Origin of the sequence: Anaerobacillus arseniciselenatis (genome assembly GCF_001865995.1) — a bacterium.
In the GTDB taxonomy this organism is placed as follows: Bacteria; Bacillota; Bacilli; order Bacillales; family Anaerobacillaceae; genus Anaerobacillus; species Anaerobacillus arseniciselenatis.
Map to the genome: position 1 here is coordinate 684570 of NZ_MLQQ01000001.1, position 21007 is coordinate 705576.

General features: G+C 35.6%; 24 protein-coding genes. 1 reads left to right on the forward strand and 23 read right to left on the reverse strand.

Features of this window, described 5'->3' with window-relative positions:
- Positions 1 to 11 precede the first annotated feature (11 nt).
- The 19 genes from folD to BKP35_RS03430 form a co-directional block, all read right to left on the reverse strand.
- Complete coding sequence (gene folD / locus BKP35_RS03340) at positions 12 to 872, reverse strand: bifunctional methylenetetrahydrofolate dehydrogenase/methenyltetrahydrofolate cyclohydrolase FolD (RefSeq protein ID WP_071311954.1); 861 nt, start codon at positions 870 to 872, stop codon at positions 12 to 14.
- A gap of 84 nt (positions 873 to 956) precedes the next feature.
- A complete protein-coding gene (gene nusB / locus BKP35_RS03345) occupies positions 957 to 1352 on the reverse strand; it encodes a transcription antitermination factor NusB (protein WP_071311955.1) in 396 nt (131 codons plus the stop codon).
- A gap of 223 nt (positions 1353 to 1575) precedes the next feature.
- Entirely contained in the window at positions 1576 to 1983 is a 408-nt protein-coding gene (locus BKP35_RS03350; protein WP_071311956.1) for an Asp23/Gls24 family envelope stress response protein, read from the reverse strand.
- Between the two features lie 54 nt (positions 1984 to 2037).
- Complete coding sequence (gene accC, locus BKP35_RS03355; protein ID WP_071311957.1) at positions 2038 to 3390, reverse strand: acetyl-CoA carboxylase biotin carboxylase subunit; 1353 nt, start codon at positions 3388 to 3390, stop codon at positions 2038 to 2040.
- A 12-nt stretch (positions 3391 to 3402) separates the two neighbouring features.
- A complete protein-coding gene (accB, locus tag BKP35_RS03360) occupies positions 3403 to 3900 on the reverse strand; it encodes an acetyl-CoA carboxylase biotin carboxyl carrier protein (protein ID WP_071311958.1) in 498 nt (165 codons plus the stop codon).
- Positions 3901 to 4223: 323 nt separating this feature from the next.
- On the reverse strand, positions 4224 to 4574 hold the full coding sequence (locus BKP35_RS03365) for a hypothetical protein (protein ID WP_071311959.1): 351 nt from the start codon (positions 4572 to 4574) through the stop codon (positions 4224 to 4226).
- Positions 4575 to 4786: 212 nt separating this feature from the next.
- A complete protein-coding gene (locus BKP35_RS03370) occupies positions 4787 to 5371 on the reverse strand; it encodes a SpoIIIAH-like family protein (protein WP_071311960.1) in 585 nt (194 codons plus the stop codon).
- Between the two features lie 3 nt (positions 5372 to 5374).
- The gene (gene spoIIIAG / locus BKP35_RS03375) at positions 5375 to 6031 is read right to left on the reverse strand and encodes a stage III sporulation protein AG (RefSeq protein ID WP_071311961.1); all 657 of its coding nucleotides are present in this window, start codon (positions 6029 to 6031) and stop codon (positions 5375 to 5377) included.
- Complete coding sequence (spoIIIAF, locus tag BKP35_RS03380; protein ID WP_071311962.1) at positions 6028 to 6672, reverse strand: stage III sporulation protein AF; 645 nt, start codon at positions 6670 to 6672, stop codon at positions 6028 to 6030. Before spoIIIAF ends, spoIIIAG begins: the two co-directional genes overlap by 4 nt.
- 13 nt (positions 6673 to 6685) lie before the next feature.
- Complete coding sequence (gene spoIIIAE, locus BKP35_RS03385; protein ID WP_071311963.1) at positions 6686 to 7846, reverse strand: stage III sporulation protein AE; 1161 nt, start codon at positions 7844 to 7846, stop codon at positions 6686 to 6688.
- A gap of 176 nt (positions 7847 to 8022) precedes the next feature.
- Positions 8023 to 8412 (reverse strand): stage III sporulation protein AD, encoded by a 390-nt coding sequence (spoIIIAD, locus tag BKP35_RS03390; protein WP_139192806.1) that lies wholly within the window; start codon positions 8410 to 8412, stop codon positions 8023 to 8025.
- A 14-nt stretch (positions 8413 to 8426) separates the two neighbouring features.
- Positions 8427 to 8630: a stage III sporulation protein AC gene (gene spoIIIAC / locus BKP35_RS03395; protein ID WP_071311964.1), complete on the reverse strand. Its 204-nt coding sequence runs from the start codon at positions 8628 to 8630 to the stop codon at positions 8427 to 8429.
- A gap of 24 nt (positions 8631 to 8654) precedes the next feature.
- Positions 8655 to 9167 (reverse strand): stage III sporulation protein SpoIIIAB, encoded by a 513-nt coding sequence (spoIIIAB, locus tag BKP35_RS03400; protein ID WP_071311965.1) that lies wholly within the window; start codon positions 9165 to 9167, stop codon positions 8655 to 8657.
- Positions 9164 to 10090 (reverse strand): stage III sporulation protein AA, encoded by a 927-nt coding sequence (gene spoIIIAA / locus BKP35_RS03405; RefSeq protein ID WP_071311966.1) that lies wholly within the window; start codon positions 10088 to 10090, stop codon positions 9164 to 9166. The genes spoIIIAB and spoIIIAA overlap by 4 nt, the downstream gene beginning before the upstream one ends.
- Before the next feature lie 115 nt (positions 10091 to 10205).
- Positions 10206 to 10487, reverse strand: a complete 282-nt coding sequence (locus tag BKP35_RS03410; RefSeq protein ID WP_071311967.1) for a YqhV family protein — start codon at positions 10485 to 10487, stop codon at positions 10206 to 10208.
- Between the two features lie 337 nt (positions 10488 to 10824).
- A complete protein-coding gene (locus BKP35_RS03415; protein ID WP_071311968.1) occupies positions 10825 to 11226 on the reverse strand; it encodes a hypothetical protein in 402 nt (133 codons plus the stop codon).
- 406 nt (positions 11227 to 11632) lie between these two features.
- The gene (efp, locus tag BKP35_RS03420; protein WP_071311969.1) at positions 11633 to 12190 is read right to left on the reverse strand and encodes an elongation factor P; all 558 of its coding nucleotides are present in this window, start codon (positions 12188 to 12190) and stop codon (positions 11633 to 11635) included.
- 47 nt (positions 12191 to 12237) lie between these two features.
- Positions 12238 to 13308, reverse strand: coding sequence for a M24 family metallopeptidase (locus BKP35_RS03425; protein ID WP_071311970.1), 1071 nt, complete (start codon positions 13306 to 13308; stop codon positions 12238 to 12240).
- Positions 13309 to 13404: 96 nt separating this feature from the next.
- Entirely contained in the window at positions 13405 to 13878 is a 474-nt protein-coding gene (locus BKP35_RS03430) for a YqhR family membrane protein (protein ID WP_071311971.1), read from the reverse strand.
- 514 nt (positions 13879 to 14392) lie between these two features.
- On the opposite strand from BKP35_RS03430, the gene BKP35_RS03435 reads away from it, so the two are divergent.
- Positions 14393 to 14770, forward strand: a complete 378-nt coding sequence (locus BKP35_RS03435) for an SA1362 family protein (RefSeq protein WP_071311972.1) — start codon at positions 14393 to 14395, stop codon at positions 14768 to 14770.
- 14 nt (positions 14771 to 14784) lie between these two features.
- Here the strand turns inward: BKP35_RS03435 and BKP35_RS03440 are convergent, their stop codons facing one another.
- From BKP35_RS03440 to BKP35_RS03455, 4 genes are all read right to left on the reverse strand, one after another.
- Entirely contained in the window at positions 14785 to 15672 is an 888-nt protein-coding gene (locus tag BKP35_RS03440; protein ID WP_071311973.1) for a patatin-like phospholipase family protein, read from the reverse strand.
- Between the two features lie 142 nt (positions 15673 to 15814).
- A complete protein-coding gene (mntR, locus tag BKP35_RS03445) occupies positions 15815 to 16252 on the reverse strand; it encodes a transcriptional regulator MntR (protein WP_071311974.1) in 438 nt (145 codons plus the stop codon).
- Positions 16253 to 16374: 122 nt separating this feature from the next.
- Positions 16375 to 17400: a spore photoproduct lyase gene (gene splB, locus BKP35_RS03450; RefSeq protein WP_071311975.1), complete on the reverse strand. Its 1026-nt coding sequence runs from the start codon at positions 17398 to 17400 to the stop codon at positions 16375 to 16377.
- A gap of 928 nt (positions 17401 to 18328) precedes the next feature.
- Positions 18329 to 20899: a vitamin B12-dependent ribonucleotide reductase gene (locus BKP35_RS03455; RefSeq protein WP_420534798.1), complete on the reverse strand. Its 2571-nt coding sequence runs from the start codon at positions 20897 to 20899 to the stop codon at positions 18329 to 18331.
- Positions 20900 to 21007: the final 108 nt, after the last annotated feature.

A 21007-nucleotide genomic window follows, 5' to 3' on the forward strand; every position in this document is an offset into this window, starting at 1 on the left:
TTTTCGTCTCCTTACTTTGCATTTGCCAATAATTTACCGGCTGACTTAACCGTATTAAATAAAAGCATCGTAATGGTCATTGGCCCTACTCCACCAGGCACAGGTGTAATATAAGAAGCTACTTCCTTTGCATCGTCAAATACTACATCTCCACACAATTTCCCAGTTTCTAAGCGATTAACTCCAACATCAATAACGACACAACCTTCTTTCATAAAACTTGCATCAATGAAATTAGCTTTACCGACAGCAACAATTAAAATGTCGGCTTGTTTAGTAATGCTTCTCATATCTTTCGTACGGGAATGACAATATGTAACTGTCGCATTTTCATTAAGTAGTAATTGACCGACTGGCTTTCCGACAATATTACTTCTTCCAATAACAACAACGTGTTTTCCTTCGATTGAAATTTCTTTCGACTTAATCATCTCAACAATTCCAAATGGTGTACACGGCAAGAAAGTATCTTCACCAATCATCATATTTCCTACACTAATTGGGTGGAAACCATCTACATCTTTATTAGGGTCAATACTTTCGATTACAGCTTTTTCTGAAATATGTGCTGGCAATGGTAATTGAACGAGAATACCGTGAATAGCATTATCGTTATTTAAGTCATGAATTTTTTGAAGTAACTCTTCTTCAGATACATTATCCTCTAACCTAAAAAGAACAGAGTAAATTCCAATTTCTTCGCAAGCTTTCTGTTTTGCTTTAACATACGATTGACTTGCTGGATCTTCACCTACCAAAATAACAGCTAACCCAGGTTGAATTCCTTCCTTTTTAAGTTGTTCAACCTCTACTTTCATACTCTCCCTTTTTTCCTTCGCTAAATCTTTCCCACTAATAATTGTTGCAGACATCTTATTTCCCCCTTAAAAATAATTTTTTTATATTATTTTAGAAAATAACAACTCGTATTTCCTAAAAGTTTGCAACCAAAAAAATTAAATCTTTAATGTTTCTGCAATCTTTGATAAAACTCCATTAACGAAGCGACCACTCTCTTCTCCCCCAAAACTTTTCGCTACATCAATGGCTTCGTTTAAAGAAACATTAATCGGAATATCTTCTACAAACTTCATTTCATAAATAGCCATACGAATTACAGCGCGGTCCACATTACCAACTCGCTCCAAAGTCCAATTTTCTAAATGGCTAGTAAATAAATCATCGATAATTTTTAAATTTTCTAGTGTCCCACTTACAAGCTGTTCTAAAAATGGATCATTAGATTCATTCTCTTCTAATACGTTATGTATCGCTTCCTCTTTATCAGTCCCACTCATGTCGACTTGAAAAAGAGACTGAACGGCTTTTATTCTAGCGATTCTTCTTTTCATGCGTAAACTTCTCCTTTAAAATCGTAATTACCAATTTTGATCATACCATAATCTTTCCCATTCTTACAGAAGCCAAGTATTATTAGTATAAAAAAATTATAGGTTTTTATTAAAATGTAAAATCAAGGGTTTCCTTTCCAACTATTTACACACAAAAGAATGACTCAAGAATAGGCAGCCTTCAACTGAAGGTTAAATACCTCTTGAGTCATTCTTAAAAAATTTATTCTTGAGTAGTATCCGCTATTACTTCTTGCTGTTCAAGTTGAATACCAACTACATGAACATTAACTGCGTTTAAATCAATGGCAGTCATTGTTTTTAATGTTTGATGGATATTTTCTTGAATTTGTTTTGCCACATCCGGAATCGATACACCGTAATTGATGACTACGTAAACATCAACAGAGATACCGTCTTCTTCTAAGTCTACTTTTACACCTTTTCCATGACTCTTACGACCAAGTCTTTCAGCAACTCCAGTCGCAAAATTCCCTCTCATCGTTGCAACACCTTCAATTTCAGCTGCTGCAATGCTTGTCACAACTTCTATTACCTCAGGAGCAATTTCTACTTTTCCTAATCTTGTATGTTGATGTTCCATATCAATGACGTGATTTTTTTCTGTCATATTGTTTGCCTCCTAGAATCGATTTTGCTAAATATACAACAATTTTACCATTGTTTATTTACGAGATAAATCATGAAGTTCTAGAAACTTAGTGTTAAATTCTCCACTAACGAATGTTTGGTGATCTAAAAGTCGTAAATGAAATGGAATTGTCGTATCAACACCCTCGATAACAAATTCACCTAGAGCTCTTTTCATACGACAAATTGCCTCATCACGTGTTTCTCCATATGTTATCACTTTGGCAATCATCGAATCATAAAACGGTGGTATTTTATATCCAGGGTATGCTGCTGAATCCACCCTAACACCTAGGCCTCCTGGTGGCAAGTACATTGTAATCTCCCCTGGAGAAGGCATGAAATTTTTGTCAGGATTTTCAGCATTAATCCGACATTCGATCGACCAACCATTAAATGTAATCTCTTCTTGACTTAAGCTTAGTTTTTCTCCTGAAGCTACTAAAATTTGTTGCTTAATTAAATCGATGCCTGTCACCATTTCTGTCACTGGATGTTCTACTTGAATTCTCGTATTCATTTCCATGAAATAAAAATCACCCGTATTGTGATCAAAGATGAATTCTACCGTCCCAGCACCTGAATAATTGACGGCTTGGGCTGCAGCTACAGCAGCACTTCCCATTTCCTGACGTTTTTCTTCCGTTATTGCAGGTGAAGGAGTTTCTTCTAAAAGCTTTTGCAGTCTACGCTGAATGCTACAATCTCTTTCACCTAAGTGAACAACATTTCCGTAGTTATCAGCTAATACTTGAATTTCAACGTGACGAAAATCCTCGATATATTTTTCAATGTAAACACCCGGATTCCCGAAAGCAGTTTGTGCTTCTTGTTGAGTGATCGTCACTCCTTTAATTAGTTCTTCTTTATTTCTAGCTACGCGAATTCCTTTTCCGCCACCCCCTGCAGTGGCTTTTATAATGACAGGAAAAGTAATCTCATTCGCGATATTTAGCGCATCTTCTACATCTTCAATAATTCCGTTCGATCCTGGAACAATAGGAACTCCAGCTTGTTTCATTGTTTCCCTAGCTACATCTTTTGTGCCCATTTTACGAATTGCCTCTGGGCTTGGGCCAACAAAAGTTACTTTACACTCATTACATATCTCTGCAAAATCAGCATTTTCAGCTAAAAAGCCATAACCCGGATGAATCGCATCAACTTCTGTTAAAGTTGCTACACTCATAATATTTGTGTAGTTTAAATAACTTTTTGCTGAAGCCGTAGGCCCAATACAATAAGCTTCATCCGCTAACCTCACATGCAAGGCATCCTTGTCAGCTTCCGAATATACACTAACTGTTTCAATACCCAATTCACGACATGCCCGTATAATTCGTACGGCAATTTCTCCTCGATTTGCTACTAATAGTTTTTTTATCATCTAGATTCTCTCCTATTCAGGTTTCACTAAAAATAGCTCTTGACCGTATTCAACAAGTTGTCCATTTTCAACTAAAATCTCTACAATTTCACCACTGATTTCGGCTTCAAGTTCATTCATTAATTTCATTGCTTCGACAATACAAACAACAGAATCATTTTTCACTTTATCTCCAACTTTAACGTAGTTAGGTGAATCAGGGGATGGGGCGGCATAAAAAGTACCTACCATCGGAGCCGTAATTTTATGTAAGTTCTCATCTTTAGCAACTACCGGTGCCTCTTGTTTTACTTGTTGTTCAGGGTGCGCCTGTTGTACTGGAGCGGCCTGTTCTGGCGCTTGCGCTACGGCTGGTTGCTGAACGACTAACGGTTGTGCTTGAACTTGTTCTGTTACTTTTCGTTCTTTCCTTAAAGTAACTTTCGTGCCCTCTTGTTCATATTTAAACTCTTCAATACTTGACTGATCGATTGCCTTAATTAGTTCGCGTATATCTTGAATTTTTAACATCTCTAAATCACTCCTCATTAATTTTCATCATTTCTTTTTCAGCACTCTTTTATACTTATACATTACTCAATCCATAACATAGAAGTAGCTATTTTCAGTTTGTCTTATGACTAACTACTAATTTTATGCTACATTAAAATTTATTATTTTAAAAGTATTTTTTTGAGTGAATTTCATAATTACCAAAAATGAGCCACATCATGCAACATATAGTTTGCGAATGATTTTGACGCAACTATATATTGATCTTAGTGGAGAGAATGATGAATTATGAAATTCATTATAAAAAAAAAAATGACTCAAATATTTTGAGCCATTCGTGATTATTCCTGTTCTACGACTTGTTCTACTGCAACATCATTTTTGTATTGTTTAAAAACTGGAAACTCTGAAAGATTCTCTGGGATTTTACCGTCTTCTAATAAAATGATTTTCACAATATTTTTATTCCTCGCCATATGAAATTTATCTCCATATTCATTTTCCGTTGTATATTTCTTTAGGGATTGATAGTCCTCTTCTTGAATAGAAACTTTGTACTTCTCACCATCTACGTCTTCCGTTTCTTGTTCAAACCCTACTTCAAATTCAACAATTTGAATTTGGTCGTTTTTCATGTTTCTTGTTTGTTCTAATACGGCCTTAGCCCCTTCAGTTAAATCAGTCCATTGCATGATGATCTCTCCCTTATTGGAAAATACATTTTCTAATCAATGACGTATTATATCACTAAAAAAAAAGAAATGCATCTTTAAGGATAGCATTTTCCAAAAAACATCATATTAAATATGGAAAAACTGCACAAAAAAATTATGTGAGCTTAGCATCGAAGCTACAGCCCACACAATTGTTAATTTTACATTTTAAATTTTAAATTATTGGGTAATTAATTTGTTGGATGGAAAGCTACCGCGATTTTATCAATTCCTAATTGTTCTCGAGCCATTAAATTAATCTTTAAAGCCTCTTCTCTAGAAAGCTCATCAGCTTTTACGATTACCTTTACTTCGTTTCCTTCAGCAATAACGAGTACATCTTGATAACCTTCTGTTTTAATTAATGTTTCTAACATTTCTTCTTTTTGAGCTAGTACATGTAGACTTTCATTTTTATCAAACGCTTGACTCTGAACATCCGGAGAAGCATCGGCAGAAGCAATTACAGCTACATAGTCTTCACTTAAACGATCTCTTGCAACTTGTCTGTCTAAACGAATGGACGTGAACGTGTCATCGCTTGATGATCCAGATAAGATGTTATCAATGTCATCTTCGAATAAGCTTTCTAAATCAGCGTCAGTTACTTCATCAAATTCTACAAAAGTTCCATCATCTTCACTTGTTTCTTCTTTTTGATCATCATCTAAATAAGCGAGATCCGTTTGAATAGGTGATGTAATGTAATACACCGATAAAACAATAATTAAACTAAGCATTGTCAGTAACCATACAGTTTGTCTTTTTAATACCATTTTTTAATCCCCCTTTGAATTCTTAGGTAATACAGAAACTCGATGAGAAGGTACGTCTAAAACTCTACTCACAGCTTCTACCACCCATGTTTTTACTTGAATATTTTCAACACCTCTAGCTACAACAAGAACACCTCTAATTGTCGGTTTCTCTACTTTAGCTATCAGTGGCTCTTCTTTATCTCCACTTCTCGTTATGACAACCTGGTCATCGCGAGTAATATCTTCAACTTTTCTCGTTCCACCTTCACGATCTGTTTCATCTGTATTTTGCTGCTTTGTAGTTACGTTTCTTTCAAACACTTTTTTCTCTGTTTCAGCTAAATTGATCATCACTGTTACATCAGAGACTCCTACAATTTGTTCAAGTGCCTCTCGAAGTTGTTTCTCATACGTATATTCGTAATCTTGCATTGAGTAAGGTTCGTCGCCTGAACTTTTACTACTAAAGACAGCGACCTCTTCACTACTACTTTTCGTTTCATCACTGAATACTGGAACACTTTGTTGATTATCATTTGATTTTGTGAAGTTACTGAATATCATTAATGCCAGTCCTACACAAAGAACAATTGCCAAATATTGAATTGGGGTACTTCGCTTTTTCTTTTCCCCCGTATTAAAAAGTTTTTTAAGCCATTGATCTTTTTTTTCTGTCATTTGTCTTTTCTCCCTCCTTCCATAACAACTTCAATTTTCTCTGTTGGGATGTGCCACTCGGAAGATAAATAACGAATGATTTCATTCTTATTAGTTTCTTCTTGCTGAATCGGTTCACTTCTTTTCGTCGTATCAATCGAAACTAAAGCAACAGCTTCTATAGCTTCATCTTTTGTAGTACTTAAATTCATATCTTGTGGTGTAAGTTCGATTACCACATTCGAAATACTATTGGAAGGATCTTCTTCTTCGATAAAATTATTAATGGTTGCTCTTACATCGACAATTTCTTTTTCAAACTTTGTGATCATCTCCTCTTCTACTTGTCTCTTTAATTGGACAGCCACCTGTTCTGAAATATATGCAAGTTGTGCCTGTTGTATTTCTATTTTTTTATTCTCTATTGAATTTTCTATATCTGCTTCATGAAATTGTCCGGGTAAGCTTATCGAATCCACCCAACTATCAACATCTTTTGAAAAAATTGAAAATAAAGGGTTGAGAATTGCGACGAGTATTAACAAACCAACTACCATTTTCACATATCTTTGTAAGCTTGAATTCGGCAGAAGGAGCTCTAATATGGTTGCAAGTAATATTAATAAAATAATATTGCTGATCCATTCCGTTAAAAATTGCATAACCACCCCTCCTTTACCGCATCATTAATGACAAATTCCCTGCAGCAACCATAATAGTAATCGCTAAGAAAAACATTAAACAAACTGTAGCTAAAGCCGCAAAGACAAATATGACGGATTTTCCAATTATTGATAAACTTTGTATAATAGCACCGCCACCAAGAGGCTGTAACACCGCAGCAGCAATATTGAAAATAAATGCTAATGCTAAAACTTTAATTGCAGGAAAAGCACATATTAATAACAATATAGCTAGTCCTACTATTCCTACCGTGTTCTTAAGTAATATAGAAGCCCCCATAACTGTATCTGCCGCATCTGTAAACACCCTACCTACAATCGGAACGAAATTTCCTGTAACAAATTTCGCTGTACGAATAGTAATACCATCAGCAACCGCAGTGACTGCACCTTGTACAGAAATGACACCTAAAAAAACGGTTAAAAATATCCCTAAAGTTCCGACACTTATATTTCTTAATAAATTGGCTAGCTTTGTTACTTTATAATGATCTGTTAAAGTACTTACTAGGCTTAACAATGCCGATAAAAAAAGTAAAGGCAAAACAAAATGTTTGATTAAAAGTCCACTCGTGTTTACTAAAAAAATAATCAATGGGTGAAAAAGAGCAACGGAAGTTAAACTGCCAATAGATGCTAGTAATGCTAATAATAGTGGTAGTAGGGCAATCATAAAGTTAATCATTGATGAAATCGCTGATTGGGCATATGAAACCGCTATATAAAAACTATTAATGGCGATGATTAGTAAAACCATGTATACGATGGCATTAGCCACTTTACTAACAGTGTTTCTTTCAAAAGCTGATTGTAAGTTTTGTAAAATAACACTGAAGACCGTTAATAAAATTAATGTTCCTAATAACTTCCCATTAACAATAATCTCATGGAAGAAATAACGAACAAATCCAAGTAGCCATTCTTTTAAAGAAAATTGTTTTTCTCCACGAACGAATTCCATAAAGGAACCTTTTTGGTTATCAGGAAGAAAACCTCCATATTCATTTACAATTTCTTCCCAGTAGTCTCTTATTTCATCAATTCCTAATTGCGAAAGCTGTTCATTGACGAGGTTTTCTTGGGGTGCTTCTGCTATTGCTATAGTAGGTATGATTAAGAAAAAGAAGAATGCTAGAACGAAAATTTTTTTCATGAGTAAAACCCCTATCTTAGCCTTTAAATTCCCAAGAATTAAACTTCAATCATTTTAATGAATTTCATAATCCATTATTACCTCCACTAAGATCAATATATAGTTGCGTCAAAACCATTCGCAAACTATATATTGCTTGATGTGGCTCATTTTTGGTAATTATGAAATTCACTCATTTAATAAGGTAGCAACCCAATCACAGTTTCAATAATTGCTGTAATAATTGGTATAGCCATCACTAAAATAAATACTTTACCGGCAAGTTCAATTTTTGATGCTACTGCTCCTTGACCGGCATCTTTAGCGATTTGCGCACCAAACTCAGCGATGTAGGCAATTCCGATAATTTTTAATATCGTTTGGACATATACCATATTGATATTGGCATTGATGGCGATTTTTTGAAGCATTGTCACAATCATATATATTTGATCAATAAGAAAAATAAAAATGATCACACCAACAAAAACGGTTAGCATAAATGCAAATATAGGTTTTTGCTCTTTTACTACAAGGGCTAAAAATGTAGTAATTAGCCCTAAGCCGACTATTTGAATAATTTCAATGGCCGCCACCTCCCTTACTGAAAGAGAAAGACACCTTTAATTTTTTGAAACAAATTATCGATAACTGAAGCAACCATAAATAAAACGACCACAAATCCTATTAAGGTGACCCAATTTGCCCAGTCATCTTTCCCCATCTGTTTTAGTACTGTTTGGATCATCGCTACTACGATCCCAATTCCTGCAATTTGGAATATCATGTTAACATCATAGCCCATGTAATCTCCTCCTTAGCCTCACGTTCAAATCATCAATATGACAATTAACAATCCCGTTAAAAAACCTAAACTTTTTAACATCTTTTCATAACGGTTTTGTGACTCTATAGCGTCACCTTCTTCTCTTTCTAGGTGGTTTAGCGTTAAGCGAATTTGCTTTTGCTGATGTTCTCTATCATGCTGCCCTAAAGTAGCTCCGAACTGGCTCATTACTTCTAACTCTCCATTACATAAAGCGGTTAAATGCCACGTTTCTTTGAGGCTATCTTCCCAAGCTTTATGAACGCTAACTTCCCCCATTTTCAACCTTTCAGAAAAACATGTAAAAAAGTAAGAGATTGGCTTCGGAAGCTGTTTAGCTATGTGATCACTTGCTTGGGCTAACGGTGTTAATCCATACATAATTTCAGATTCGAGTGATTGAAGTGCAACTTTTAAATGTCGTAATTGTCTAGGTCTTTCCGTTAATCTTCTAGCAAATTCAAACCCTACCCAAGTGGTCGCAATTAAAATTAATATCGCTCCAAAAATTTTCAATGTAACCTCACCACATCTTTTCCATTTTCATCTCTTATACGTTTTACTTTGCCAGGTTGAAACCCTCTTGAAAGTTCAATACAGCGCGTAAAAACATTCATTTCCATTAACGGTTTAAGAGTAGGACGATCTAAAACGTCTTCGATCTTATTCCCATGTACTGTCGTAATAATTTGTACCCCTGAATGAATCGCTTCCATAATCGCTTCACTATCCTCTTTTCTGCCAATTTCATCAACAATTAACACTTCAGGACTCATGGATCTTATTAACATCATCATGCCTTCTGCCTTAGGACACGCATCTAAGACATCAACTCTATCCCCTAACCGATGTTGCGGAATGCCTTTAACGGAACCCGCAATTTCTGATCGTTCATCGACAATTCCAATTTTCATCGACGGAATTTTACCGCTTCCTTCGCTGATCACACGCGCTAAATCCCGTAATAACGTTGTTTTACCTGTTTGTGGTGGCCCGACAATTAACGTATTATTCCAGGATCCATTTTTATACAAATATTGAATGTATGGATTGGCGACTCCGATTTTTTGCCTAGCAATTCTTATATTAAAGGAACTAATATCACGAATCGCCTTAACTCTCCCTTTGTCCGTAATCACTTTCCCAGCTAGTCCTACTCTATGACCACCACGAATAGTAATATATCCTCGCTTCAGTTCTTCTTCTAAAGCGTATAGTGAATAATCACTTAGCTGGTTTAACAAGTGAATGGCATCGCTTGGCGTAATAGAATAAGGGAATTCATTTTTTTTTGGAAAAAACGGCTTTCCGTCAATAACAACTTCAAGTGGTCGGTGGATTCTTATGCGGATTTCCTCAACCTTATCTCTCGTAGACATAGGTAAAGTTTTGATCATTTCTTTAACATTATCTGGTAACACCGCCAATATCTCTTCCAAGCTTAACCCCACCCTCTAGTTAATAATGTTGTACTTGCTCTACTATAAAAAATGTATGCAGGCTTGACCATAATATGACTACTTCATTTTAGAGGCTATAAACATTATTTCCTTTTTAACGTCGCAAACCGATAAGAATTAATAGTACGCCACAACCAATGAGTAATAATTTGCTAAATGAAAGCTTGTCTGCCATCCCAATTAACCCAATGCTCATTGTAGTAATTAAAATAATTGGACCTACAATCGCAAGTGCCGCATTAATCATTAGTGCTTTATCAACCGTATTAAATTTCAGCATTAATGTAGCTGCTGTAATTTCAATGAGCCCTGAAATTAACCTTAATATCACCATGCCTAAAACTGCAGTTTCAAGCGCCGCAATCCAATTTTTCATTTTCTTCCACCTCAAGTTAGGTACATTTTTTAAAACTTGTTTATTTCGTGTAGTACAACCTTATGATTTTGTCTGCTTTTTAGAACAGTAAAAAAGCACCTACCTACAAAAAATGTAAGTACGTGCTTTTAGTCTGTTGACAAACGCTCGCATACGTCGTTGTTCACCCTTGAGTTCATGCTCATTACCGTCAGTGGTAACTCCGCTGTCCACAAGGGTTCACGCCTCGTCTGAAAAGCGTTTTCAATCAGACTAAACTTTTTAAAAACTTTTTTGCTCAAAACACCGAAGCGAGGCTTTCAACAACTCAACACTCTTCACTCATAACTCAAAACTACTACTGGACTTGACTTCTAACAACTTGAGCTAATAACTCCTCATCTTCAACCCACTCTTCAAATGAATGGCGATCTGAACAAAATGCAGCTAATTGATCATCATTTTGAAATACATTTATACAAACCATATCCTCAAAATGGGTATTATATTCTATTTCGTAATCAGCAATTTTCTTTCTATTTTTACCTGAGGGGCTTTGTGCACTTTTAACTTGTTTTATATGCGTTTTAGCTAGTTGTAACAAGTCCTTTTCATCCCATTCTTGGAAGTATGAAACATCTGAACAGAAAGCACCCATATTTTTACCGTATTGATGAACTTCGATACACACAATGTCTTTTGAAAATTCAAAGTAAGCAATTTGTAACCCATCGTCAAACTTTTTTGAAATTTTCTCCATAATAGCACCCCTTTTAATTTAATTTTTTTCGTCATACAAATACTTACCCGTTTTAAAAATTTCAAAACATACATTTCTGAATATTTTAATTTTATCAAAATATCGTTCTAAAATATGACGGCATCATTACCATTTAGCATGTAAAAGTCGGGCGATTTTCTTCACTTCGCTGTGACCTTCTAACGAATCTCAGAGGCTCGTTCAGGAAAATCACCCTCCTTTTTACATAAAAAATCCTCATGGCAGCTTGCCTGCCGCCACCATCTAATCTGATAAAACACGTGCATTTCTTTCAACCCTTCCAACATTCAACTTTCCCCTAACCAACAAACCAACTAACCAACTAAAAAACAAAAAAGAGGAAGACGTGTAAGTCAACCTCTCATCATAATAGATTAAATTGTAATTATGCTCTAGACATGTATGCTGCGTTTCGTGTATCAATAATTAAAGCTTCACCTTCATTTATGAAGAACGGAACTTGAACTGTTAAACCCGTTTCTAAAGTAGCAGGTTTTGTACCACCTGAAGCTGTATCTCCTTTAATCCCAGGCTCCGTTTCAGTAACTTTTAACTCTACAGTATTCGGTAATTCGACACCAAGAGTCTCACCTTGATACGTCATTACTTGAACAACCATGTTTTCCTTTAAAAATTTCAGTTCATACTCTAGTTGAGAAGACGATAATTCTAATTGCTCATATGTTTCGTTGTCCATAAACGTGTGCATATCACCACTAGCATAAAGGTAGGCCATACGGCGATTTTCAATATGTGCCTTTGCTACTTTTTCACCGGCACGGAATGTTTTTTCTTGAATAGCACCTGTACGAAGGTTACGAAGTTTCGAACGTACAAAAGCAGCTCCTTTACCTGGCTTTACGTGTTGGAAATCCATCACTTGCCAAATACCACCGTCTACTTCAATTGTTAAACCTGTCTTAAAATCGTTTACTGAAATCATGTTTATTTTTCCTCCTAAATTCCCTTGATATCTATGGGCTGTTACTTTTATTCACCAATAATTAATAACTCTTTTGTCGAGTGGGTAAGTGTTTCATTTCCATTTTCAGTAATCACTGTATCGTCTTCGATACGAGTTCCACCAACACCTGAAATATATATTCCTGGTTCTACTGTTACTACCATCCCTGGTTCAAGAACCGTATCAGACTTCATAGACAGCCCCGGTCCTTCGTGTACTTCCATTCCGAGACCGTGACCTGTAGAATGTCCAAAATATTCACCGTAGCCTTGTTCTGTAATGTAATCTCTAGTTAAAGCATCTGCTTCTTTACCAGTTAACCCAGGCTTTATCCCTTTCATTCCTCGAAGTTGAGCTTCTAATACTGTATTATATATTTTTTCTAACTCACTTGATGGTTTACCTACAGCTACTGTTCGGGTAATATCTGAACAATATCCTTTATAATATGCTCCAAAGTCAAGAGTTACAAGCTCACCCGTTTTTATAATTTTATCAGATGCAACACCGTGTGGTAGCGCAGAACGAATCCCCGATGCAACAATAATATCAAAAGAAGATGAAACAGCCCCTTGTTTTCTCATGAAAAATTCTAGTTCGTTAGATACGTCTAACTCTGTAAGGCCTGGTTTTATGTAAGTAATAATATGATCAAATGCAGCATCAGCAATTTGAGCAGCTTCCTTTAGTATTTTAATTTCTTGTTCATCTTTAATCAATCGTATATTTTCAAGCATTCCACTTACGGGAACTAATTCTGTTCCTGTAAATTTACTTTTAAAATCTTCATATTGAGCAAAGCTAACATGATTCTTTTCAAAACCTAATCTTTTTATGCCTAAATCTTTTAACTGAGTAGCAATTTCTTCTACTAAAGAATTTTTATGCTGTACAATTTCATAATTTATCGCTTGCTCAGAAGCCTGATCTACGTAACGAAAATCTGTAATAAACTTTGCGTCTGTTTTAGTGATCAGCGCTACTCCAGCTGTACCTGTAAAGCCTGTAATGTAACGGCGGTTATAATTACTCGTTACTAAAACCGCTTCAACTTCATTTGCTGTAAACTTTTCTCGTAGCTTATTGAGCCTTTCCATAAAACAAAAACCTCCTTGTTGTAAGTATAAAAACGAATAGAATGCCCTAATGGACATTCTATCACATGCTTGTACATTTTGAATAGTTGAGCGTCGCTACTTGGTCATCTCACTATATTCGTAAGAAATTGAATACCCTATAAATACACCGTATAAAATGTATAAACAAATCCCAGTTATGATCGTATTTAGGTCTAAATTGACAAGTGGTTTCAACCCAGGAAAAATTGGGTTTAACAAATAAAAAACAAATAACCATAATAAGAAACCATAAGCGACTCCAGGCCATATACTATTAAACCTAGCTAAAATAAACCGATACAAGAAGGCTGCAACGATTGAAAGAATTGAAATAACACCAATCCCTACCAAATGTCCAATAAAACGATTTTTCCAATCTCCTAAAGCCCATGGCATTAATACTAAAGCTGGACCTACTCGAATAAAATTAAAGAAGAAAGCAAAATAACCGACAATGCTCCAAATCAAACCACCAAAAAAACCAATCGATGCCACTGTAGAATTAAAGCTCATAGGTTGCTCACGCTTATTTTGTTCTAGATTTTCCATTTTCTTAATCACCTCATGCCATAGTATGACCTAGATTGCAAAAAACTATAGCATTTGAGTGAATTTCATAATTACCTTATTTAAGTCATATCAGACTATATGTAGTTGCGAGCGTTTTAACTCAACTACATACTAGATACCTAGTGGCGATTATATCGAATTATGAAATTCATTAATTTCTAATTAATAAAATAGTGTGTAAAAATTTAAGTTAATGGGAATAAATATTATTATAACATTTATTTTCTAGAGGAAATTGCCATTTTCATGTAGAATATTAAGTATAATATCTTTTTTGTAATTAAAAAAGTTATTCTTTCTTTCCTTTCAAAAAAGCGCTTGTCCAGTCCTGAAAAGCGGTGGAGAGCCAACAAGCTTTTTAGCTTTATTTTAGTTTTTATACACAAAAGGGATGAACCAATTAGCCCAAAGCATAATATTGATATTAAAAGATGTTTAACTTCCATTTTACCGAATTTCCTTAAAGTAATTTAAATTCTTTGGAGGTGAGCGTATGACTCGTTATTCTTTTCATCCACTTATTTTATGTGTTTTAGTTTTATCAATTATCGGCTTGTTTTATCGGTTGTTAACTGAACCTGCTGCATTATTTCAACAATTATTATTTATGGTAGTATTTGTAGCGATTATTTTCTTTATATTCAAGAAATTTTTAGCACATAAACTTAGTACAGGTGCTTATGCAAGCTCACATCACCCTCAAGCGAGAAAGGTGTCCCAAAAAGCTTCTTCGGGAACTAATGTGATCCCTCATAAGAAGAAAAAAGAAAGCAAGAAATTTAATCGACCATTGACTAAAAAGCGTACTGACGTAAATTTAACAGTCATTGAAGGCAAAAAAAATAAGAAAAAGAATCGAGCCCTTTTTTAAAAAGTGCTCGATTTTTAATGCCAAGATTTTAAAAAAGCTTCTGTTTTATTTCTTCCTAAATCGATGAGTGTTTCTTTCTCCTTTATTTTTAAATTAAAATCGGTTGTGTTAACGTTATCGACAGGAATAAATACAATGTTTTTGGCATGCTCTTCTGAAATATATCTTAAATCATGAGCCGTCCGCATCGTTTTAAAAAGGGACGTAAACATTTCAATTGCATTATTGATTTCATTTGGTTTTACTTTATCTAAATCTGGAGTCAAATTGAACCCAATGACTGGTCTTTTTAATTTCCCCCCCTTCTTATTCATGAAGAGCCACATTGGAAAATTACTTAAAAGACCACCATCAACAAATATCGAGACCTCCCCTTTTCCATTATATATTTTAATTGGCTCAAAAAAGTAAGGTAAACTACTACTCATCCTTACAGCACGAGCAATCGAAAATTTCTCTGGAACTAATCCGTAATCAGGAAGATCATCTGGCAAAACGACTAACCTTCCTTGTGTTAAATCTGAGGCAATTAACTTTAACGAGCCTTTTTCTATATCGCCAAAAGTCGAAATTCCTTTTTTCTTAAGCATCTCTGTTAACCAATTTTCAAATTCAACCCCTTTATATAGGCCGAGGCGCTTATATAAACCAAGCCACTTCATAAACGAAAATGGTATGATCGATGGTTTCGGATCTAAAAACTGTTGAAAATCGACACTTTCAACTTCATTTTTCAATTCGCTACTCGTATAACCCGCTTTAATTAAAGCTGAAAATATTCCACCTGCACTAGTTCCCGCTAACCGATTAAATGTAAACCCTTTTTGTTCCATCTCCTCTAAGGCACCGATAAAAGCTATCGCCTTGATACCACCGCCTGCAAACACTCCATCAAACTGCAAATAATCCACCTCCTCCCTTCTCTTTTTACAGTATGCAGGAGGTAGGCTGAATGACTATCCAAGGACTACTTAAATGCAACAAAGTTTACGAAGACAGCCTTATAAAAAAGAAAAAGGCAAACCATAAGGTCAGCCTTCATCATTATTTATTTTGTTCATTTAGTGCTTCATTTTTCTTTTGGACTTGTCGAAGTAGGTCAATGCGAGTTTTATCCTCTTCAAAAAACTGAACAACATCTCCGATTCGATCAATAGCATCCCAACTTAAGTGGTGCTCAATCCCTTCAACATCCTCATAAATATTTTCGTTGCTTACACCGATAATTCTCATAAATTCTTCTAATAAATCATGGCGAAAAACTAAACGTTTTCCAACTTTCTTTCCTTTTGGTGTTAACACAAACCCTCGATACTTTTCGTATATTACATATTCTGTCTGATCTAGTTTTTGTACCATTTTTGTAACAGAGGAAGGATGGACTTCTAGTGCTTCTGCAATATCAGAAACTCTGGCATATCCCTTATCTTCTATTAATAAATATATTCTCTCTAAATAATCTTCCATACTTGGTGTTGGCATCGTGTCCCCTCCGATTTCCTCTCAACCCATACATACTTTAATGAATTTCATTTATATTTATCATAAAAATTATACTATAATCAAATATACTGGACAACCTGATCAACAAAATAGTTCAAACGTTATGTGAAATATTCAATCTTTGCCTTCGGAAAAAATTTCTCAATATAACCTTCAACTGTATTTTTCAGTTCATCAGATTCTTCATTTTTATAGACATACTTACCCCTTCCATATTTGCCCCATTTATACTTTCTTTCATCTTCGTTCATCTCTAATTTTGATTTCGGGTATCGCTTTAAAATGGTTCGCTTCGCTGTTTTCGTAAAACGATGTTGGATCAGTTCAAATGTCAGATCTTTTGTAGCATAGGTCGGTAATGTTGCCTCAAGTTTTTCAAACAGCTCCAAATACCCTTGTTCCCAATCTTCGTGACGGTACAATGGCGCTAGGATAAACCCTAAAGGGTAATGAGCTTTTGCCACTTTACCCGCAGCTTCAATACGTTTTTCAAAAGGAGACGTTCCAGGTTCAAAATTTTTGATGACATAATTGGAGTTTAAGCTAAATCGAAACCGGGAATTTCCATTATGTTTTGCATTTAATAAGTGATCGACATGATGATATTTTGTTACGAAGCGAAGTCGCCCTAAATCAGTTTGCCCGAAAAACTCAATGGTCTTTTTTAACGAATGTGTTAAATGATCGATGCCTACAATGTCGGATGTACATGCAGCTTCAAACCGAGTAATCTCTGGCTCACGCTCTTTTATATAGTTTGTAGCCGCTTCAAAAATATCTTCTAAATTTACATACGTACGAATGTAAGGCTTATCCCCCATCGTCGTTTGTAAATAGCAATAATGACAATGTCCCATACATCCGGTTGCAAGTGGTATAGCATATTCTGCAGACGGCTTTGAAGTGTCAAACTTTAACGTTTTGCGTACTCCGACAACGAGAGTTGATTTTGCATTACGATACTTTTGATTTTCATTTTCCCCAGGGATATTCCTTACCTGGTTATGCGATGTTGTTTCCCTAATTTCTATTCCAAGGTTTTCAAATTTTTCTTTAAGTTCAATTCCTAACGGATAATCTAATGCCCTAGGTTCTATATAAACAAGTTGTGGTAAGAACGGTTCCATTTTTTCACCTCTAATTTTAATCGTATTATTTAATGAATTTCATAATTCATTATTTTCGTCACTAAGATCAATAGATAGTTGCACCAAAACATTTTGCAACTATCTATTGTTTGATGTGACTCTTTTTTGGTCATTATGAAATTCACTCAATTAGTGTGTGCAAACACGACTAAAAGATGAAGGGACATTTTCAATAATGTGTATTGCTTTCGTATTATGGAGGATGCGCAGTATCGTGTTGCTTCGTATTATGGGGGGAGATGTGCAGTAAAGTGCGGATTGATGTACAGGTATTACAGTTTCTGGAAATTCACGCATCAAAACGCCGATTGACGCACAAATATTACAGTTTCTGTAAAATACACGCATCAAAACGTCGATTGATGCACAGATATTACAATTTATGTAAAATACACGTATCAAAACGGCGATTGTCGCACGGATATTACAGTATGTGTAAAACACGCGCATCAAAACCAGTGATAAGCGAGTGTGAATTCCAGTATCTGTTAAAAACGCTCATCTAAAGCATAGATAAGCGAGCGTGAATTCCAGTATCTGTTAAAAACGCTCATCTAAAGCATAGATAAACGAGCGTAAATTCCTGTATCTGTTAAAAACACTCGTCTAAAGCATAGATAAATGAGTGCGAATTCCAGTATCTGTTAAACACACTCGTCAAATCCACTGTATGGTGTAGGGTGACGCCAAATGATTTCTCTTCCTAGCTCAAAAAAAGAGATCAGTAATCATAAGCTTCTAAATGAGCATTCTGTTCTCCCTTTTACTGCCCCCCCCCCCATATAGTGCATCATCGAAAAAAAGACTATCAAACTTAAAAATTGATAGTCTTTTTATACTCCATATTCAAGTTTACGATAGATTATTGAGCTTGAGTCATTTACCTGGTAAAACTGTATATATTATTTTATAATCCACACTTTAATTGCGCATTACAGTTTGTACATGTATTACAACCACCTATGTCTTCTACTGTTCCTTTGCGGCATACTGGGCACGTATTTCCGACTTCGGAACCGATGGTTACAGATGTTGAACGAACATCAGCGATCGTGTCTACAAGCACAACATGGCTTTTCTTTTCTTCATCTTTCTCGTCTGCTGCTAGGTCCACTGTATATTCTTCAAAGCTATTTTCTTCAGCAGTCAATGTTAGTACTTGAGCATCACGGCTTCCATCTACATAAACTGTACCACCTTTAGCTCCGCCTTTATACAAACGTTCATAAACTTGTTCAACTTGCTCTACAGTAAATCCTTTTGGAGCATTCACCGTCTTCGATAATGAACTGTCTACCCAACGTTGGATAATACATTGTACATCGGCATGTTCTTCCGGTGATAATTCCATCGTTGAAACAAACCATTCAGGTAAATCGTTTGGGTCTGCCTCTGGATTTGATTCAAGATATTCTTTAACGATCTCTGATTTAACCTCGATAAACTTCCCTAAACGACCACTACGATAGTATGAGAAGGAAAAGTACGGTTCTAATCCTGTTGATACGCCAACCATTGTCCCTGTACTCCCTGTAGGAGCAACGGTCAATAAATGCGAGTTTCGAATACCGTATTTTAAAATATCTTGACGAATATCTTCAGGCATCTCTTTCATATATCCACTGTTAATGAACTTTTGTCTTAACAAATCAGTTTCTGCTTCTGTCTCACCGAGTAAGAATGGGAAGCTGCCTTTTTCTTTGGCAAGTTCTATACTCGTACGATAGGCAGTTGTTGCAATCGTTTCAAAGATTCGATCAATTAGTTCGTTACCTTCTTCGGAACCATAAACCGTTTCTGTATAAATTAGTAGGTCGTGCAAGCCCATAACACCTAATCCTACGCGCCTTTCACCTTTAGCCATTTTTGTGTTTTCATCTAAAAAGTAAGGTGTTGCGTCAATGACATTATCTTGCATTCTTACCCCTACAGATACTGTTTCCTTTAATTTTTCAAAATCAACTTTTTTCGAATCTTTATTTGCCATTTCAGCTAAATTAATAGCAGCCAAGTTACAAACACTATAAGGTGCGAGGGGTTGTTCACCACACGGGTTTGTTGCAACCACTTTTTGTCCGTATGCAACGGCATTTGTTTTGTCGTTTGCATTGTCAATAAAGAAGATCCCTGGCTCTGCTGAATAAGTTGCACAAATGTTAATTAGTTTCCATAATTCGCGTGCTCTAATTGTACGGTAAGTTCGAATTTTAAAGCCTAACGCTTCCCATTCACGTACATCGCCGTACTTATTCCAGTCACGGTTATATGCTTCCATTTCTTCAGGAGAGTAGTTTTCAACGTCTGGAAAACGTAGTGGGTATTCTCCATCATTTTCAACAGCATCCATAAACTCTTTTGTTAAACAAACGGAGATGTTCGCTCCTGTTAAAAAATCTTGGTTATTTACACTGTACGTTCCACCAAGTAATAACTTATCCTCGGCTTCTTTCATCACTTTATTGTCAAATGCACCTTGGCCTGGCATAGATCGATAATTAAGTATATTTTGGTACATTGCTTCTTCTACTTCTGTTAAAGGCGTGAACTTAAGCTTGTCTTTAACAAGCTGCTTAATTTGTGTATCATCGCTGTTTTCAAGTAAAAATCGTAAAATTCTTGGGTTTTGCATTTTAGAAATAATAAACTCTAAAATATCCGGATGCCAGTCTGCTAGCATAATCATTTGTGCTCCCCTGCGGGACCCACCTTGTTCTACTAAATGAGTCAATTTTGCAATGTCATCTAACCAAGAAACTGATCCACTAGATTTCCCATTTACTCCTCTTGCTAGCGTATTGCGAGGTCGTAATGTTGAACCATTTGTTCCAACTCCACCGCCTCGACTCATAATCTCCATTACTTGGGTACGGTGTTCAGAAATGCCCCCTCGTGAATCTTTTACAAAAGGCATAACGTAACAGTTAAAATAAGTTACATCTGTTTGCGATCCCGCTCCGTATAAAACTCGTCCAGCAGGAATAAAATTTAAGTTTACTAATTCTTCATAAAATTGTTCATACGATCTTTGTTTTCTTTCTTCCGAGGTCTCAACTGACGCTAAACCTGTAGCATTACGCATGGCGATTTGTTCATAATAAATCTCTAAAGGTTTTTCAATCGCATCAAAGTTTCTTGTCACTATCCCTGTTTTTACCTCTTCAGGATCTTCTAAGACACCTTGGAATTCCTCATCAACAAATATTTTCACTTCGTTTTTATCCAAGTTAATTTCTTGAACAAAACCAAATCCCCTCGCTGGAAATTTCGGGTCTTGCTTCACAGTCAGAACGACAAAGTCTCCTTCTTTTAACGTTTTCTTTTCCGTATCCTTAAATGTATAACGATCTAACATTACAAGACGTGATACACCGTTTTTACGGATTTTCATGTCCGGAGTGATAGGGTGGACTTGCGGAAACTGCTTAATATCCTCGTTAAGTCTCTCCACATTAATTTTCATTACATTTGACATAACCATCGCCACATGCATTCTCCCCTTCATATAAAATATATCATCATTCTCTTTTTCATGATGTTTTTTATCTGTTGTTATTACCACATTTAGTAAATGATTCCAAAATCCATT

Excerpts from the sequence above, each read along its gene's own strand:
- folD (WP_071311954.1), bottom strand. The coding sequence starts at position 872 with ATGTCTGCAACAATTATTAGTGGGAAAGATTTAGCGAAGGAAAAAAGG.
- nusB (WP_071311955.1), bottom strand. The coding sequence starts at position 1,352 with ATGAAAAGAAGAATCGCTAGAATAAAAGCCGTTCAGTCTCTTTTTCAA.
- BKP35_RS03350 (WP_071311956.1), bottom strand. The coding sequence starts at position 1,983 with ATGACAGAAAAAAATCACGTCATTGATATGGAACATCAACATACAAGA.
- accC (WP_071311957.1), bottom strand. The coding sequence starts at position 3,390 with ATGATAAAAAAACTATTAGTAGCAAATCGAGGAGAAATTGCCGTACGA.
- accB (WP_071311958.1), bottom strand. The coding sequence starts at position 3,900 with ATGTTAAAAATTCAAGATATACGCGAACTAATTAAGGCAATCGATCAG.
- BKP35_RS03365 (WP_071311959.1), bottom strand. The coding sequence starts at position 4,574 with ATGCAATGGACTGATTTAACTGAAGGGGCTAAGGCCGTATTAGAACAA.
- BKP35_RS03370 (WP_071311960.1), bottom strand. The coding sequence starts at position 5,371 with ATGGTATTAAAAAGACAAACTGTATGGTTACTGACAATGCTTAGTTTA.
- spoIIIAG (WP_071311961.1), bottom strand. The coding sequence starts at position 6,031 with ATGACAGAAAAAAAAGATCAATGGCTTAAAAAACTTTTTAATACGGGG.
- spoIIIAF (WP_071311962.1), bottom strand. The coding sequence starts at position 6,672 with ATGCAATTTTTAACGGAATGGATCAGCAATATTATTTTATTAATATTA.
- spoIIIAE (WP_071311963.1), bottom strand. The coding sequence starts at position 7,846 with ATGAAAAAAATTTTCGTTCTAGCATTCTTCTTTTTCTTAATCATACCT.
- spoIIIAC (WP_071311964.1), bottom strand. The coding sequence starts at position 8,630 with ATGGGCTATGATGTTAACATGATATTCCAAATTGCAGGAATTGGGATC.
- BKP35_RS03410 (WP_071311967.1), bottom strand. The coding sequence starts at position 10,487 with ATGAAAAATTGGATTGCGGCGCTTGAAACTGCAGTTTTAGGCATGGTG.
- BKP35_RS03415 (WP_071311968.1), bottom strand. The coding sequence starts at position 11,226 with ATGGAGAAAATTTCAAAAAAGTTTGACGATGGGTTACAAATTGCTTAC.
- efp (WP_071311969.1), bottom strand. The coding sequence starts at position 12,190 with ATGATTTCAGTAAACGATTTTAAGACAGGTTTAACAATTGAAGTAGAC.
- BKP35_RS03425 (WP_071311970.1), bottom strand. The coding sequence starts at position 13,308 with ATGGAAAGGCTCAATAAGCTACGAGAAAAGTTTACAGCAAATGAAGTT.
- BKP35_RS03430 (WP_071311971.1), bottom strand. The coding sequence starts at position 13,878 with ATGGAAAATCTAGAACAAAATAAGCGTGAGCAACCTATGAGCTTTAAT.
- BKP35_RS03435 (WP_071311972.1), top strand. The coding sequence starts at position 14,393 with ATGACTCGTTATTCTTTTCATCCACTTATTTTATGTGTTTTAGTTTTA.
- mntR (WP_071311974.1), bottom strand. The coding sequence starts at position 16,252 with ATGCCAACACCAAGTATGGAAGATTATTTAGAGAGAATATATTTATTA.
- splB (WP_071311975.1), bottom strand. The coding sequence starts at position 17,400 with ATGGAACCGTTCTTACCACAACTTGTTTATATAGAACCTAGGGCATTA.
- BKP35_RS03455 (WP_420534798.1), bottom strand. The coding sequence starts at position 20,899 with ATGGTTATGTCAAATGTAATGAAAATTAATGTGGAGAGACTTAACGAG.